Annotated in this window: 16 protein-coding genes; 1 reads left to right on the forward strand and 15 read right to left on the reverse strand. The window is 70.5% G+C overall.

Going from position 1 to position 15,861, the window contains the following annotated elements; genetic code table 11:
• Positions 1-87 precede the first annotated feature (87 nt).
• From nusB to FNH21_RS00280, 13 genes are all read right to left on the reverse strand, one after another.
• A complete protein-coding gene (nusB, locus tag FNH21_RS00220) occupies positions 88-498 on the reverse strand; it encodes a transcription antitermination factor NusB (protein WP_055771373.1) in 411 nt (136 codons plus the stop codon).
• A complete protein-coding gene (gene efp, locus FNH21_RS00225; RefSeq protein ID WP_055771376.1) occupies positions 495-1,058 on the reverse strand; it encodes an elongation factor P in 564 nt (187 codons plus the stop codon). The genes nusB and efp overlap by 4 nt, the downstream gene beginning before the upstream one ends.
• 172 nt (positions 1,059-1,230) lie before the next feature.
• Entirely contained in the window at positions 1,231-2,325 is a 1,095-nt protein-coding gene (gene aroB / locus FNH21_RS00230; RefSeq protein ID WP_152811504.1) for a 3-dehydroquinate synthase, read from the reverse strand.
• The gene (locus tag FNH21_RS00235) at positions 2,315-2,968 is read right to left on the reverse strand and encodes a shikimate kinase (protein ID WP_206687013.1); all 654 of its coding nucleotides are present in this window, start codon (positions 2,966-2,968) and stop codon (positions 2,315-2,317) included. The genes aroB and FNH21_RS00235 overlap by 11 nt, the downstream gene beginning before the upstream one ends.
• On the reverse strand, positions 2,968-4,176 hold the full coding sequence (gene aroC, locus FNH21_RS00240) for a chorismate synthase (protein ID WP_152811505.1): 1,209 nt from the start codon (positions 4,174-4,176) through the stop codon (positions 2,968-2,970). Before aroC ends, FNH21_RS00235 begins: the two co-directional genes overlap by 1 nt.
• A 32-nt stretch (positions 4,177-4,208) precedes the next feature.
• The gene (locus tag FNH21_RS00245; protein ID WP_338403096.1) at positions 4,209-5,072 is read right to left on the reverse strand and encodes a shikimate dehydrogenase; all 864 of its coding nucleotides are present in this window, start codon (positions 5,070-5,072) and stop codon (positions 4,209-4,211) included.
• A gap of 18 nt (positions 5,073-5,090) precedes the next feature.
• Entirely contained in the window at positions 5,091-6,320 is a 1,230-nt protein-coding gene (locus tag FNH21_RS00250) for an endolytic transglycosylase MltG (RefSeq protein ID WP_191931453.1), read from the reverse strand.
• Complete coding sequence (gene ruvX / locus FNH21_RS00255) at positions 6,317-6,931, reverse strand: Holliday junction resolvase RuvX (RefSeq protein WP_152811506.1); 615 nt, start codon at positions 6,929-6,931, stop codon at positions 6,317-6,319. The genes FNH21_RS00250 and ruvX overlap by 4 nt, the downstream gene beginning before the upstream one ends.
• 8 nt (positions 6,932-6,939) lie before the next feature.
• Entirely contained in the window at positions 6,940-9,618 is a 2,679-nt protein-coding gene (gene alaS / locus FNH21_RS00260) for an alanine--tRNA ligase (protein WP_152811507.1), read from the reverse strand.
• 128 nt (positions 9,619-9,746) lie between these two features.
• Positions 9,747-10,028 (reverse strand): hypothetical protein, encoded by a 282-nt coding sequence (locus tag FNH21_RS00265; RefSeq protein ID WP_241742673.1) that lies wholly within the window; start codon positions 10,026-10,028, stop codon positions 9,747-9,749.
• 24 nt (positions 10,029-10,052) lie between these two features.
• The gene (locus FNH21_RS00270; protein WP_152811508.1) at positions 10,053-10,427 is read right to left on the reverse strand and encodes a DUF948 domain-containing protein; all 375 of its coding nucleotides are present in this window, start codon (positions 10,425-10,427) and stop codon (positions 10,053-10,055) included.
• 161 nt (positions 10,428-10,588) lie between these two features.
• Positions 10,589-11,215 carry a 30S ribosomal protein S4 gene (rpsD, locus tag FNH21_RS00275; protein ID WP_055771608.1) on the reverse strand — a complete coding sequence of 209 codons (627 nt, stop codon included), beginning with the start codon at positions 11,213-11,215 and terminating at the stop codon, positions 10,589-10,591.
• 280 nt (positions 11,216-11,495) lie between these two features.
• A complete protein-coding gene (locus tag FNH21_RS00280) occupies positions 11,496-13,055 on the reverse strand; it encodes an AAA family ATPase (protein WP_191931454.1) in 1,560 nt (519 codons plus the stop codon).
• Between the two features lie 147 nt (positions 13,056-13,202).
• Here FNH21_RS00280 and FNH21_RS00285 point away from each other — a divergent pair, with 147 nt between their 5' ends.
• Positions 13,203-13,907 (forward strand): acVLRF1 family peptidyl-tRNA hydrolase, encoded by a 705-nt coding sequence (locus tag FNH21_RS00285; RefSeq protein WP_152811509.1) that lies wholly within the window; start codon positions 13,203-13,205, stop codon positions 13,905-13,907.
• Between the two features lie 4 nt (positions 13,908-13,911).
• Here the strand turns inward: FNH21_RS00285 and FNH21_RS00290 are convergent, their stop codons facing one another.
• Together FNH21_RS00290 and rpe are read right to left on the reverse strand one after the other, a co-directional pair.
• Positions 13,912-14,853, reverse strand: coding sequence for a D-2-hydroxyacid dehydrogenase family protein (locus tag FNH21_RS00290; RefSeq protein ID WP_152811510.1), 942 nt, complete (start codon positions 14,851-14,853; stop codon positions 13,912-13,914).
• A 263-nt stretch (positions 14,854-15,116) separates the two neighbouring features.
• The gene (rpe, locus tag FNH21_RS00295) at positions 15,117-15,803 is read right to left on the reverse strand and encodes a ribulose-phosphate 3-epimerase (protein WP_191931455.1); all 687 of its coding nucleotides are present in this window, start codon (positions 15,801-15,803) and stop codon (positions 15,117-15,119) included.
• Positions 15,804-15,861: the final 58 nt, after the last annotated feature.

Raw genomic sequence — 15,861 nt, forward strand, 5'->3', positions numbered from 1 at the left:
GGCAGGATCGGATGCGTCGGCTGGACGCAGGAAGCCCCCGTCCCGCGGGAGGCGGGTGACGGGAGCTTCGGGTCGCGCGGGCGGTGACTACGCCAGGAGCGTCGGCTTCAGCTGCTGCAGACGGCCGAGCAGCCCGTTGACGAACTTGGGCGACTCGTCGGTGGAGAGCATCTTCGCGAGCTCGACCGCCTCGCTCACGGCGACGCCGTCGGGGACGTCGTCGTTGTAGAGCAGTTCCCAGCTCCCGATCCGGAGGATCATGAGGTCGACGGCGGGCATCCGGTCGAGGGTCCAGCCCTGGGAGTAGGTGCTCAGGAACTCGTCGATCTGCTCCTGGTGCTCCAGGACGCCCTCGACGACATCGACGGTGTAGTCGGCGATCACCATGTCGGTCTTCTCCCGGCGGGCGCGGATGACCTCCAGGGCCGGCATCTCACGCTGCGTCGACTCGAACAGGATGTCCAGGGCCCGGCGTCGCGCCTTGCTGCGTGCGCTCACTCGTTGACGCGTCCCAGGTACTCGCCCGTGCGGGTGTCGACCTTGACCTTGGTGCCGTTGCCGAGGAAGAGGGGGACCTGGATCTCGTGGCCCGTCTCGACGGTGGCCGGCTTGGTGCCGCCGGTGGAGCGGTCACCCTGCAGACCGGGCTCCGTGTAGGTGATCTCGAGCGTGACCGAGGCCGGGAGCTCGACGTAGAGGGGCGAACCCTCGTGCATGGCGATCGTGGCCATCTGGCTCTCCAGCATGAAATTGGCCGCGTTGCCGACCGTCTTGCCCGGGACCGTGATCTGGTCGTAGTCCGTGGTGTCCATGAAGACGAAGTCCTCGCCGTCCTTGTACAGGTACTGGTAATCGCGGCGGTCCACGGTGGCCGTCTCGATCTTCAGGCCGGCGTTGAAGGTCTTGTCGACGACCTTCCCCGAGAGGATGTTGCGGAGCTTGGTACGGACGAAGGCGCCACCCTTGCCGGGCTTGACGTGCTGGAACTCGAGGACGTTCCAGAGGTTGCCCTCGAGCTTCAGCACAGTGCCGTTCTTGATGTCGTTCGTGGTCGCCACAGATTCACTTTCGTCGGTTTCGTACGTGTCGTCGTCGGACACGGGAGCGGATGGGCCGGCCGAGGCGCAGCGGGCACGCCGGAGCGCGCCGAAAGTCCGTGGTCCAGTCTACCCTGCGCACGCGGACCGGCTGCTAGGGACCCAGCAGTCCGTGGAACGGCCGGGGGCCTGGTCAGGAGGCGATCTCCTGGTACGCCGCGAAGAGGAGCGACGTGTCGGGGACCTCGAGCATGCCGGGACGTCCGACGCCGTCGAGCACCACGAAGCGGAGCAGGTCGCCGCGCGACTTCTTGTCCCGGCGCATCCCGTCCAGCAGGGCGGCCCAGCGGTCCCGCCGGTAGGTGACGGGCAGCCCGAGGGATTCGAGGACGCTGCGGTGTCGGTCGGCGTCGGTATCGCTCAGCCGCCCCACCATGCGGGAGAGTTCGGCGGCGAAGACGAGCCCGACGGACACCGCGGCCCCGTGCCGCCAGGAGTACCGTTCCGCCAGTTCGATGGCGTGCCCGAGCGTGTGCCCGTAGTTGAGGTACTCGCGCCGGCCGGACTCGCGGAGGTCTTCGGAGACGATCTCCGCCTTGACCCGGATGGATCGCTCGACGAGTTCGCGGAGCACCGGTGAGCCGGCGTCCGTCGCCGCGGTGATGTCCCCCTCGATCAGCTCGAGGATCGCCGGGTCCGCGATGAAGCCGCACTTCACCACCTCGGCGAGCCCCGTGACGAGCTCGTTCTTGGGCAGGGTCCCCAGGGCATCGAGGTCCACGAGCACGCCGGCCGGGGGGTGGAACGCACCCACGAGGTTCTTGCCCTCGGCCGTGTTGATCCCCGTCTTGCCACCCACGGCGGCGTCGACCATGCCCAGCAGGCTCGTAGGGAGGTGGACCACCTTGACGCCCCGCAGCCAGGTCGCGGCGACGAAGCCGCCCAGGTCCGTCACGGCGCCGCCGCCCACGGTGACCACCGCGTCCGAGCGCGTGAAGTCGTTCTGTCCGAGGACCTGCCAGCAGAACGCCGCCACCTGGATGTGCTTGCCTTCCTCGGCGTCCGGGATCTCCGCTGTGACCGCGGTGAAACCGGCCTCCGCCAGTTCGTCGCGGACCGTGTCCCCGGTGGCCCGCAGGGCGCGCGGGTGGATCACCAGGACGCGGCGCACGCGCTCACCGAGGAGTTCCGGGAGGCGTCCGAGCAGCCCGCGTCCCACGACGACGTCATAGGTGCTCTCGGTGGTGCTTCCGGTGACCGGGATGATGGTTGCGTCGTCAGGGGCCATGGGGGTGGAGTCCGATCTCGTGGTTCTGGTCGGGGGCGGGCGTGTCGTCAGGCCCGTCGTGCTGGTCGTTCTCGGCGTGCTGCCGGGTGCCGGTCCGCTTCGACGGTGCGGGATACGGATGCGCCGGTGGTCGGCCGGCATCGGGGGAGAGGGCCTTCAGGACGGCGTCCGTCGTCGCGCGGACCGACAATCCACGGCAGTCGACGACGACGTCGGCAACGTCCTCGTACACCGGTCGGCGTGCGAGGTACAGCTCCTGCCACCGCTCGGCGGGCCGGCCCGCGAGCAGGGGGCGTGCGGCGTCCTTCTCGATCCGCGGGAGGACGGTGGCGAGATCGGTGTCCAGGAACACGACGACGGCGTCGGCGAGGAGTTTCCGCGTGCTGTCGTGCAGCACCGCGCCACCGCCCAGGGACACGACCGCGCCGGGCACCAGTGCCTCGGCCACCACCTCCGCCTCGAGGGTACGGAAGCCCTGCTCGCCGTCGCGCTCGAAGATCCTGGCGATGCTGCCGTGGCGAGAGACGATCGTGCGGTCGGTGTCGACGAACCGCGCACCCGTGCGCAGCGCCAGCACCCGGCCCACCGTCGACTTGCCCACGGCCATGGGACCCACGAGCACCACAGGCCGGTCCAGCTGCATCAGGCCTGCGCGGAGCCCAGGAACTCCGGGATGTTCTCGAGGTAGGTGCGGAGATTCCGCCTGGTCTCCTCGAGGGAGTCGCCGCCGAACTTCTCGGTGACCGCTTCGGCGAGGACCAGGGCCGTCATGGCCTCGGCGACGACGCCGGCCGCGGGCACGGCGCAGACGTCCGACCGCTGGTGGTGGGCACGGGCGGCGGCACCGGTGCTCACGTCCACGGTGCGCAGGGCCCGCGGTACGGTCGCGATGGGCTTCATGGCAGCGCGGACGCGCAGGACGTCCCCGATGCTCATGCCGCCCTCGATCCCGCCGGCACGGTTGCTGGCACGAACGATCTTGCCGTCGTCGTCGCGGATGATCTCGTCATGGGCGGCGGTGCCGCGGCGCGCCGCGGTCTCGAAGCCGTCGCCGACCTCGACGCCCTTGATCGCCTGGATGCCCATGAGTGCCGCGGCGAGCCGGGAGTCGAGGCGCCGGTCCCAGTGCACGTAGCTGCCGAGCCCGGGCGGAAGGCCGTAGGCCACCACCTCGACGACACCGCCGAGGGTCTCGCCCTCTTTGTGTGCGGCGTCGACCTCGGCCACCATGGCGTCCGAGGTGTCGCGGTGGAAGCAGCGCAGGGGGTCTGTGTCGAGGGCGATGACGTCGCTCGGCCTCGGCAGCGGGGCGTCCTCGGGCACGGACACCGAGGCGATGGACACCGTGTGGCTGACGAGGCGGATGCCGAGGCCCTCGAGGAACTTCACGGCGACGGCGCCAAGCGCCACGCGCGTGGCGGTCTCGCGGGCGCTGGCCCGTTCCAGCACGGGGCGCGCCTCGTCGAAGCCGTACTTCTGCATCCCGGTGAAGTCTGCGTGTCCGGGCCGCGGCCGCGTGAGGGGTGCGTTGCGCGCGGAATCAGCGAGCTCGGCGGCGTCCTGCTCGCTCAGTGGATCGGCGGACATGATCTTGTCCCACTTGGGCCACTCGGTGTTCGCGACCTCGATGGCCACGGGACCGCCCTGCGTCACGCCGTGGCGCACACCGCCGATGATCCGGACCTGGTCCTGCTCGAACTTCATCCGGGCGCCGCGACCGTAGCCGAGCCGGCGCCGGGCCAGGGACTCCTGGATGTCGGTACTCGTGATACCCACCCCGGCGGGCATCCCCTCGATGATCCCGACCACGGCGGGGCCGTGCGATTCTCCTGCCGTCAGCCAACGCAACATGGCTCCCATACTGCCATGCAGCACGGCGGTGATCAGCGTCGGGTCGCGCCGACCGCGTCACACATCACGCCGAGCACCGCGGCACGGTCCTGCGCCACCTCGGGGAAGAACAGGCGCACCTGCTCCACCGCCTGGTGGAGCAGCATGTCGAGGCCGGGGACGATGGTCCCGCCGGCGCGCTCCCACGCGTCCGCGAGCACGCTCGGCCAGGGGTCGTAGGCGACGTCGAGCAGTGTCGCCTGCGTCCGGAAGCGCGCATCGGTGGCGAGTTCCCTGCCGAGACCGTCGGCCGCCCGCGGCGGGAGCGTCGAGACGACGACGTCAGCGGACCGCACGCGTTCCCCCGCCCTGTCCCAGGGCTGGAGGGAGACGTCGAGCCCGAGGGCCGAGCCGATCCGCAGCAGATCGGCGGCCGCACCAGGGCGCCGGACCACCACCGAGACGGAGCGCGCTCCGAGCCCGGCCAGACCTGCCACCGCAGCGGCTGCGGTGCCACCACCTCCGAGGATCACGCCGCGCGCAGGACCGTCGACACCCGCGGCGGCCAGGGCATGCGAGATACCGGTGACGTCGGTGTTGTACGCCTGCAGGCGGATACCACCGCCGGCGTGATCGACCACAACGGTGTTCGCGACGCCGAGGACTGCAGCGAGCTCCGAGACGCCGTCGGCCAGCCGTGCGATGCCGGGCTTGAGCGGCATGGTGACGGACAGTCCCCGCCAGCCCGGCGTGCTCCTCACGTCGGTGATGAACCCGGTCAGCGCGGACTCCGGCACGTCGATGGCGCTGTAGTCGCAGTCGACGCCGATGAAGCGGTAGGCCGCCGCGTGCAGGACGGGCGACTTCGAATGACCGATCGGCGAACCGATCACGGCGGCGCGCAGGTCACACGCCACCGATCCTCCCGGAACCACCTACTCGCAGCGCCCGGGGTTGTCCCCGCACCAGGCGTCGTACTCGGCGACGTACCGGAGGTGCTCCGCATAGGTCTCGGAGAACTTGGTCTCGGCCGTATCAAGGTTGACGGTCACCCAGAAGTAGAACGGCACGTCGGCGGGGTTGACGGTGGCGTCGATCGCCTCGTCGCTCGGCGAGCCGATCGGACCCTTCGGGAGCCCTGGATTGGCGAAGGTGTTGTACGGATTGCTGGTGTCCGCCTTCTCCTCGGGACTCAGCTGGTAGGTCCGTTTCCCGAGTCCGTAGGCCACCGTGGCGTCGGACTGCAGCAGGCCGTTCGTCTCGGTGTTCCCCGGGGTCAGGCGGTTGTTGATGGACCCGGCGACGGTCGCGTAGTCGCCCTCGCCGGCTTCGGCCTGCACGATGCTCGCGATGGTCAGGATCCGGTACTGCTCGCTCGGGTCGGTGACGCCGTCCTGCGCGAGGCGATCGGTGGTCGCCTTGACCATCTCCGCCACGATCTCGGTGGCGGTGGCCTCGACGTCGAAGCGGTACTCGCCCGGGTGCAGGTAGCCCTCCAGGGACAGCGCCTCGGGTGGGAGCCCGAACTGCGTGGGCTCGGCGGCCAGGGCGTCGAACTCCGCCCGCGGGATACCCGTGGACGTGCTCAGGATGTCGAACACCTCACCCTGGCGCAGGTCGCGGGCGACCGCGGCGTAGGAGACGAGGGACGGATCCTCCCCGAGGAGTGCCTCTGCGGCAGCGGCGGCCGGCATCTGGAGACGCATCTCGTACTCACCGGGCTGCACCTCGCGGCCCTCCGAGATACCACCGAGCGCGTCGATGAAGGTCTGCGAGTCCGCGACAATGTCCGCGCTCTCGAGTCCGGTGCCGATCGCCAGCGCGCCGGCGCCCTCGGGAACGGTGAAGACGGTCGGTTCGCCGCCCGGTCCGGCATAGTCCGTAACCTCGTTCAGGCCGATCGCGTCCCGGAGCATCAGCGCCGCCGCGTACACCGTTCCCGCGAAGAGCATGAGGACCACGAGCATGACGACCGTCCGGCGGAGACGCCGGCGCTGCTTGGCCTTGGAGGCCGGCCGGCGACGGTTGCGCCGGGGAGCCTCCTGGGCGGCGAAGAACTCCTCGACGGGTTCGGGGTGCGCGTAGTCGGCGTCGTCGTCGTACTCGTCCGCGTGCTGGTCCGGGCTGTCCTGGGGCGTGGAGGGGTTGTGGGTCCGATTGTTCACGACTCCTGGTCCCTCCTGCTCGGCGTGCTGTGCTTGATAACTGGCTCCTCCGTAGGGGTCAGCAACGGGCCCTGAGCGCCCGGTGCGTCACGCACAGGAACCGGATCCCCCACGTCCCGTTCACGTGAACGTTGCATGTCGATGGCGTGCTGGAGAATTTCGACGGCCGCCACCTGATCCACTACCTTACGATGCTCCCGGCTGCTCAGACCAGCGGAATGTAGCGATCGGTGCGCGGATACGGTACTGAGCCGCTCGTCGACCAGCCGTACCGGTAACGGATGGGACTGCCGGGATAGTTCCCCCACAAGCAGGTCGGCGTACGTCCTCGCCATCTCCGCGGAGGCACCTTCCCTGCCGGACAGGTTCTTCGGCAACCCCACGATGATCTGCACGGCGCCCCGCTCGATGGCCTCCCGAACCACGATCCGGATGTCGCTGTTCCTGCGCGGGTCCCGCTTCATGGTGCGTACGGGCGTGGCGAGCAGGCCGTCACGGTCCGACGCCGCAAGACCGACACGGACCTGCCCGACGTCGACGCCCAGCTTGGGCCCCCAGGGGTACGGAGCCGCGGACCGGCCGGCCTCCGCTCCCCCGCCGCCCTTGGACAACGGACCGGTCAGCGCTCGGCGACCGCGGAGCGGATCGCCGAGAGCGCGTCGGGGATGCGTGCGGCGTCGGACCCGCCGCCCTGGGCGACGTCGTCCTTGCCGCCACCGCCGCCCCCGAGGATCTTTGCGGCGGTGCGGACGAGGGCACCCGCCTTCACGCCCGCGGCCCGCGCCGCTTCATTGGTCGCGACGAGGACGAGCGGGCGTTCCTGGGAGACACCGGTGGCGGCGACGACGGCGGGTTCGGAGCCGAGCCGGCCCCGAAGGTCCAGCACGAGGGTGCGGAGTTCGTCCGCGCCTCCGATCTCGCCCGCATCATGGGCGATCAGGCGGACGCCGTCGACGTCCACCGCCGTGTCGACCAGCGATCCCGCGGCCACGGCGAGCTGTTCCTTCCGCAGGCGGTCCAGCTCCTTCTCCGCCGTCTTGAGCTTGGACAGCGTGGCGGAGAGCCGCTCGGGCAGCTGCGCGGAGGGGACCTTGAGCATGTCGGACAGCTCGGAGACCAGGGCGCGTTCGGCCGCCAGGTGGCGGAAGGCGTCGAGCCCCACCAGCGCCTCGACGCGCCGGTTCCCCGACCCGACGGACTGCTCGCCGAGCAGGGTCAGGCTGCCGATGAGCGACGTCGAGGCGACGTGGGTGCCTCCGCACAGTTCCCGGGAGAACTCGGCATTCATCTCGACGACCCGCACGGTGTCGCCGTACGCCTCGCCGAAAAGCGCCGTGGCACCGAGCGCCTTCGCGTCGGCGAGGGACATGATCTTCGTCTCGACCTCGTAGTTGTTGCGGATCGCGATGTTCGAGACCTCCTCGATCTCCGATCGCGCGGCGGCGCTGATGCCCTCACCCCAGGAGAAGTCGAAACGGAGGTAACCGGCCTTGTTGAAGGATCCGCGCTGGAGCGCCTCGGGGCCAAGGATCTCATGGAGTGCCGCGTGGACGATGTGCGTGCCCGAGTGGGCCTGCTCGCCCGCGTGGCGGCGCTGCCGGTCGACGGCGGCCGTGACGGTGGCGCCCTGCGCGATCTCACCCTCGCGCACGACGGCGCGGTGGACGCTCAGGCCCTTGACCGGGCGCTGGACGTCGAGGACCTCGACCACGAAGCCGTCACCCGTGATGAGCCCGACATCGGCTGCCTGGCCGCCTGCTTCCGCGTAGAAGGGCGTCTGGTCGAGGACCACCTCGATCTCGTCGCCCTGCAGGGCGCTCGGGATCGACTGGCCCTTGTCGAGGACCGCGACGACGATGGCCTCGGTGGTCAGCTCGTCATAGCCCGTGAAGACGGTCTGGCCCCGGCCGAGGAGTTCGGTGAAGACGGAGAGGTCGGCGTGGCCGGCCTTCTTGCCCCGGGCATCCGCCTGCGCCCGCCGGCGCTGCTCGAGCATGAGCGAGCGGAAGCCGTCGGCGTCGACGGCGAGGCCGGCCTCCTCCGCCATCTCCAGCGTGAGGTCGATGGGGAAGCCGTAGGTGTCGTGGAGCGTGAAGGCTTCCTCGCCCGAGAGCGGGCGCTGCTCGGCGAGCGATTCGCGCACGGCGTCCTCGAGACGCGCCGTCCCGGAGGCGATGGTGCGCAGGAAGGCCTTCTCCTCGGCGTAGGCGATGCGACTGATGCGCTCGAAGTCGCTCTCGACCTCCGGGTATACACCCTTCATCGCGTCGCGTGATGCGGGGAGCAGTTCGGGGAGGCAGGCCTTCTCGACGCCGAGGAGCCGCATGGCGCGCACGGCGCGGCGGATGAGGCGGCGCAGCACGTACCCGCGTCCCTCATTGGAGGGTGACACGCCGTCGGCGATGAGCATCAGTGAGGAGCGGATGTGGTCGGCGACCACCCGCATCCGGACGTCGTCGGTGTGGTGGGGGTCCTCGGGCGACTCGGCGCTCGTGTAGGCCCTGCCACTCAGCGCTGCGGCCCGGTCGAGGACGGGGCGCACCTGGTCGGTCTCGTACATGTTCTCGACGCCCTGCAGGATCATGGCGAGCCGCTCGAGGCCGAGACCGGTGTCGATGTTCTTCCTGGGGAGCTCGCCGAGGATCTCGAAGTCGTCCTTGCCCGTGCCCTCGCCGCGCTGGTACTGCATGAACACGAGGTTCCAGATCTCGACGTACCGGGTGTCGTCGGCCTCCGGGCCGCCGTCGATCCCGTACTCCGGGCCGCGGTCGTAGAAGATCTCCGAGCAGGGGCCGGCGGGGCCGGGCTGGCCGGTGGACCAGTAGTTGTCCTTCTTGCCCATCTTCTGGATGCGATCGGCGGGGACTCCGATGCTGTCGCGCCAGATGCCCAGCGCTTCCTCGTCCTCGTGGTAGACGGTGATCCAGAGCTTCTCCGCGGGCAAACCGAACCCGCCGTCGGCGACGTCGCTGGTCAGCAGGTTCCAGGCCATGCGGATGGCCTCGGCCTTGAAGTAGTCGCCGAAGGAGAAGTTGCCGCACATCTGGAAGAAGGTGCCGTGGCGCGCGGTCTTCCCGACCTCCTCGATGTCTCCCGTGCGGATGCACTTCTGCACGCTGGTCGCACGGTCGTAGGGCGCCTCCTCGCGGGCGGTGAGGTACGGGATGAAGGGCACCATGCCGGCGACGGTGAACAGGAGCGAGGGATCGGAGGAGACCAGCGAGGCCGACGGCACGACCGTGTGCCCGTTCTTCTCGAAGTAGCTCAGCCAGCGGCTGGCGATCTCGTGGGACTTCATGGGAGGAACATCCTTCGTTCAGTGGTCTGGACGCTGCCGTGGGCGCGTCCGGGCAGGTCCGGGCATGGTCGCCGGCGCCGGCCCGTGGCTGCGACGCCGACAGGACGTGCCGCGTGCCGGAGGGTCTGCTAACGGAGGGAGCGGCGCGAGGCGGGAGCGGTGTCGGCCTCCGGCGCAGGGGCAGCGGGGGCCGCGGGCACCTCTACGCCGAGGGCGGCGCGGAGGTCGTTCTCCCGCTCGGACATCGCGGAACGGAGGGCGTCGGTGAAATCGGCGAGGCTGTCGCTGATCTGTCCGACGGCACGGTTGAGCCCCTCGGGCCCGAGGTTCGACTTCGCCTGCGACACCTTGCGTACGGCGACGACGCCGATGGTGATGCCGGCGGCCAGCCAGAAAGCTCTTCTGATCATCGTTTCTCTCCGGGGTTCGTGGGGCTAGCGGCTGCGGCGTCGGCGCGCGGGAGCGGTCCGGCCGGCGAGTGCGGAGCGGACGCCGTAGGAGAACGCCGACACCTTGATGAGCGGGGAACCGATCGTCGCGGCGATGAGCGAGGACAGCGCGGAGATGTTGGCCGAGGCGTCGGAGACGTTCGAGGTGATGCCGTCGACCGTCTTGAGCTGCTGGTGCGTGGTGCTCACGGTGCTGGTGACTTCCTCGATCAGCGGCGTCGTCTCGTCGGTCACGGTCCGGATCGCCTTGCGCAGCTCGTCGAGGACCCGCCCGAGCTTCCAGATCGGTACGGCCAGCAGCAGGACCAGGACGGCGAACACGCCAGCAGCTATCAGGCCCGCAATATCTCCACCTGACATGGGCGGTCTCCTTTACGCAGGGGTGCACCGCCTCCATGGGCGGGCGTGGGAATTCTTGGCTCCTAGTACCTTACAGAACGAAGAGCCCGCGGCGTGTGCCGCGGGCTCTTGGTCCACACTCCTCGCAAGATGCCGGCTGGTTCGCAGCCGGTATCGGGCGACTAGCGTGCGTAGTACTCGACGACGAGCTGCTCTTCGCAGGTCACGGGGACCTCGGAGCGCTTCGGGCGACGCACGAGGCGCGCCTGGAGCTTGTCGAGCTGGACATCCAGGTAGCCGGGGACGGCGGGGAGGACGTCGCGGTGCGCACCAGCGGCGGCAACCTGCAGCGGGACCATGGTCTCGCTGCGGCTGTGCACGTGGATGAGCTGGCCTTCGGCCACGCGGAAGGACGGGCGGTCCACGCGGGCACCGTCGACCATGATGTGGCGGTGCACGATCAGCTGGCGGGCCTGTGCACTCGTCCGGGCGAAGCCGGCGCGGAGCACGAGGGCATCGAGACGCATCTCGAGCAGCTCGATCAGGTTCTCACCGGTCAGGCCTGCCGTGCGGCGCGCTTCCTCGAAGATACGGGCCATCTGCGCTTCGCGGATGTTGTACTGGGCACGGAGACGCTGCTTTTCGCGCAGACGGACGGCGTAGTCGCTGTCCTGCTTACGACGCGCGCGGCCGTGCTGGCCCGGCGCGTAGGGCCGACGCTCGAGGTACTTCTCGGCCTTGGGGGTCAGAGCAATGCCGAGGGCCCGCGAGATGCGGACCTTGCGGCGGGCACGTGTGTTGTTAGCCACGTTCACCTTTCGATTTTTGCGGCGAAGAAGCGGAGTGAGCCACGGGGACGTCCGCACTTCCTGGTGTCGCTGGCCTCCACTTGCGGAGAGCCGGGATTGGCCGCTTCCCGGTACTACAGTCCGCCGCGACCCTGGCCGCCCGCGCGCACACCATCAGCGGAACTGCCGGGATGCGAGGGGAGGCTGGTACACGACGACTTGCCAGTCAGCGTCCAATGCTACCAGCGCCGTCGGGCGGGTCCGAATCACGGGGACCCAGGCTGATCCGCCGGGCCCGGGCCTACGTCCCGCGGATGATGCGGCGCAGCCTCGACACCCTCGACGCGATGTCGCGCTCGACACCACGGTCCGTCGGCTCGTAGTAGTCCCGACCCACGAGGTCGTCCGGTGCGTACTGCTGGAGGGCGATCCCGTGGGGCTCGTCGTGGGAGTACACGTAGCCCTTGCCGTGCCCCAACTGGGACGCACCGGGGTAGTGCGCATCCCTGAGGTGCGCGGGGATGCCCTGGCCACGCCCCGCCCTGACGTCGGCGATGGCGGCATTGATGCCGTTGTAGGCGGCATTGGACTTGGGCGCCGTCGCGATGTGCACCACCGCTTCCGCGAGGATGATCCGCGCCTCGGGCATCCCGACCAGCTGGACGGCCTGCGCGGCCGCGACGGCGGTCTGCAGCGCCGACGGATCGGCCATCCCCACGTCCTCGGCGGCGGAGATCATGAGCCGGCGCGCGATGAACCGCGGGTCCTCCCCCGCCTCGAGCATCTTCGCGACGTAGTGCAGGGCTGCGTCGACGTCGGATCCGCGGAGCGACTTGATGAAGGCGCTGGCGACGTCGTAGTGCTGGTCCCCTGCCCGGTCGTAGCGCAGAGCTGCGACGTCCACAGCCTTCTCGGCATGCTCGAGCGTGACCAAAACGGGGAGGACGGGGAGGACGGGCGGTTCGCTGCCGGCTGCGTCCCTGTCATCCCCGTCGTCATCCCCGTCGTCTGCACCGGACCGTCCCGCGTAGGGGTCGCCCTGCCCCTCCGGTCGTGCTCGTTGCTCCGGTTGCTCCGGTTGCTCCGGTTGCTCCGGTTGCTCCGGTTGCTCCGACTGCGCGACGCCGGCGGCCGCCTCCAGGGCCGTCAGCCCACGCCGGGCATCGCCCGCAGCGAGGCGGACGAGGTGTTCGAGTGCCTCCTCCGACAGTTCGACGGACCCGGCGAGGCCGCGCTCGTCGGTCACGGCGCGCTCCAGGAGACCCCTGACGTCGGCCTCGTCGAGCGGCCTGAGGGTCTGGAGCAGGGACCGGGACAGCAGGGGCGAGACCACCGAGAAGGAGGGGTTCTCGGTGGTCGCGGCGATCAGCACCACCCAGCCGTTCTCCACGCCGGGCAGCAGGGCATCCTGCTGGGCCTTGTTGAACCGGTGGATCTCGTCGAGGAACAGCACGGTGGTCTGCCGGTACAGGTCGCGGGTGGTCAGGGCTTCGTCCATCACGCGGCGTACGTCCTTGACGCCGGCGGTGATGGCGGATAGTTCGACGAACGTCCGGCCCTGGCCACGGGCGATCACGTGCGCCAGCGTGGTCTTGCCCGTGCCGGGCGGGCCCCAGAGGATCACCGACGACGGTGCCGCATGCGCACCCGGATCGTGCTCGCCCGCGAGTGTCCGCAGCGGGGCGCCGCGACCGAGCAGGTGCTGCTGGCCGACCACCTCGTCGAGGGTGCGCGGGCGCATGCGCACCGCGAGCGGACTGCGTGGGCGTGCGGAGCCGGAGGGCCTCGCGCCCCGAGCGCCGCGGACGGCGGAACCATCCGATCCGTCGTCGTCTGAAGCCGCGCTGAATAGATCGTCCACGACGTCAACGTTACTGTGGGCCACTGACGCACCGAGCACCACCCGGACCCGCCGGGCGCGTGTCCGCGCGGCGCCGCCGCACCGCCATCACCAGCCCATCCGCCGCTGCGGAGCGCCTGACGGCACGCGGCCGAACGGAAGGTTATCATGCCCACGTCCAGGTCGGTGCTCGTCGAGCCGGCCCGCCTGCCCGGCTGGCTCGCCCGCTTCGAGGAGCGGAACGGCGCCTATGCCATCGAGCCCGGCACGACGGCGGACCACGGTGTCGGCCTCGTCGCCGCCAATGGCTGCAGCGCGCGACTCACTCCCGCGCTGCCCGCACCCGGCCCTGCGGGAGGCGCGCCCGGGACGGCGGACCGCGAGGCCCTGCTCGCAGCGGTGCTGCCGGACGCCGAGCAGGCGCACACGGTCGGTCTGGTGCTCGTGCGCCGCGGCGGGTACTCCGTGGGAGTGGCGCGCGGCGGGCAGATCGTGTCCTCGAAGACCGGTACGCGGTACGTCCAGGGCCGCACGGCGGCCGGCGGGTGGTCGCAGCAACGCTTCGCACCCCGCCGGGCGAACCAGGCGGATGCGCTCGTCGAGGAGACGGCCGTGCGGGCGGCGGCGCTCTTCCGTGCCGACCCGCCGTCGTGCCTGCAGCTCGGCGGGGACAGGACGCTCGCAGCCGCCGTCCTGGCGGAACCGGTCCTCGCGCTCGTGGCCGATCTGCCGCGGGTGCCCTTCCTGACCGTTCCGGATCCCCGCTTCGCGGTGCTCAAGGACGCCGCCCGGACGGCACTCGCCGTGCGCATCACCGTCACGGACCCCCCGGCCGGGACTCCCGACGCCGGCAGCACGGGCCCCGGAGCCTGAACCCTCAGGCCAGCCTTCGCAGCGGGCGGCCCGCGGTCCAGGCCGTGATGTTCTCGACGGCCTGGGCGTAGAAGACCGCGTAGGTGTCATCGGTGACATAGCCGAGATGCGGGGTGAGGACCGTCCCGGGCGCCGAGAGCAGCGGATGGTCCGCCGGCAGGTGTTCGACGTCGAAGACGTCCGGCCCGGCACCCCGGAGGCGCCCGCCCCGGAGCGCCCGGATCAGCGCGTCGGTGTCGCCCGGCGGTCCTCGCGAGGTGTTCACGAGGATCGCCGGGCGACGCATCATCGCGAGTTCACGGGCCCTGACCATCCCGCGGCTGCGGTCGCTCAGCTTGTAGTGCACCGTCACGACGTCGGACGACGCGAAGAGTTCCTCCTTGCTCACCGCCCGCGCGCCGGCTTCCGCTGCCCGTACCGGAGCGAGGTTCTGGCTCCACGCGATGACCTCCATTCCGAAGGCTGCGCCGACGGCTGCGACCCTCGAGCCCAGCCGCCCGAGGCCGACGATGCCCAGCGTGCGGCCCGCGAGGTCGCCGCCGACGGTCGTCTGCCACTGGCCGCGCCGCATCCCGGCGTCCTCGTGCGGGATGGAGCGGAGCGTGGCGAGGATGAGGCCCCAGGTCAGTTCCGCCGTCGCCGCCGGTGGCGAGTCCGTCCCGCAGACCACGATCCCCCGCGCCCGGGCCTCGTCGAGGTCGATCGCCGCGTTCGCCCTGCCGGTGGTGACCAGAAGCTGCAGCGCGGGCAGGCGGCGCAGGCGGGCGGTAGAGAACGCCGTGCGCTCGCGCTTCGCGACCACCACGTCGGCGTCCGCCAGGAGCGCCCCGAGGTCCTCGTCGTCGCGGATGGGCCTGTCGACCGCGACCACCTCCGCGTCCAGGTCCTGCCAGGCCGCGTGACCCAGGGCGACCCCCTGATAATCGTCCGGCACCACGACCCGCATCGATCGTCCTCCCTCGTCCCGTCCTTACGACAACGGCGCTTCATCCCCGACGGGTCCGATCAGCGCAGCCGACCGCGTCGGAGTCCGCCCGCCACAGCGGCGGAGGCCCGACCGACCGGGTCACCGAGAACGGCCGGGTCCGCCCGGCCGGGATACCGCAAGGTGGCGCTGTCCGCGTGGCCTGCATCCGCTCGCGATGTCGTCCGGCCGTTCGAGGACGGGACCTGGACGATCCTTCGTCCGTCTGAAGAAGGCGGCTCGGATCAGGTGCCGGAGTGCCCGCCAGCAGCGGCCCGGCCGCCGGCCGCAGCCCGCAGTGAGGCGATCGCGGCGGCGGCGTCCTCGGCCCCGTACACCGAGGAACCTGCCACGAAGACCGTCGCCCCGGCATCGGCTGCGCGGAGGATGGTCTCTTCGGTGATTCCGCCGTCCACCTGGATCACGAGGGGCAGACCCGCGCCGCGGATGGCGTCCGCGGCGCGGCGGATCTTCGGCAGGGTGAGATCCAGGAAGGACTGGCCGCCGAATCCGGGCTCCACCGTCATGACGAGCAGCAGGTCCAGCTCCCCCAGCAGGTCGAGGTAGGGCTCCACGGGGCTGGCCGGACGCAGCGCCATGCCCGCTTTCGCACCGATGCTCCGCAGCTCCCGGGCCAGCTTCACGGGAGCCGCGGCCGCCTCCGCGTGGAAGGTCACCGACGCGGCGCCCGTCTCCGCGTACTGCGGCGCCCAGCGGTCGGCGTCCTCGATCATGAGGTGGATGTCGAGGGGAAGGGGACTGACCTCCTGGATGCGCCGGACGATCGGCAACCCGAGCGTCAGGTTCGGCACGAAGTGGTTGTCCATCACGTCGACGTGCACTGCATCCGCGGTGGAGATCCGCTGCAGCTCGGCCTGCAGGTTGACGAAGTCCGCCGAGAGGATGCTCGGGTTGATGCGGAGGTGGGTCACAGCCGTTCCTTTCGTTGCGGCGCCCTGCCGTGGACCGGCGGGATGTACGCGCTCTGGA

It is taken from the genome of Arthrobacter bussei (assembly GCF_009377195.2).
Taxonomy (GTDB): Bacteria; Actinomycetota; Actinomycetes; order Actinomycetales; family Micrococcaceae; genus Arthrobacter_D; species Arthrobacter_D bussei.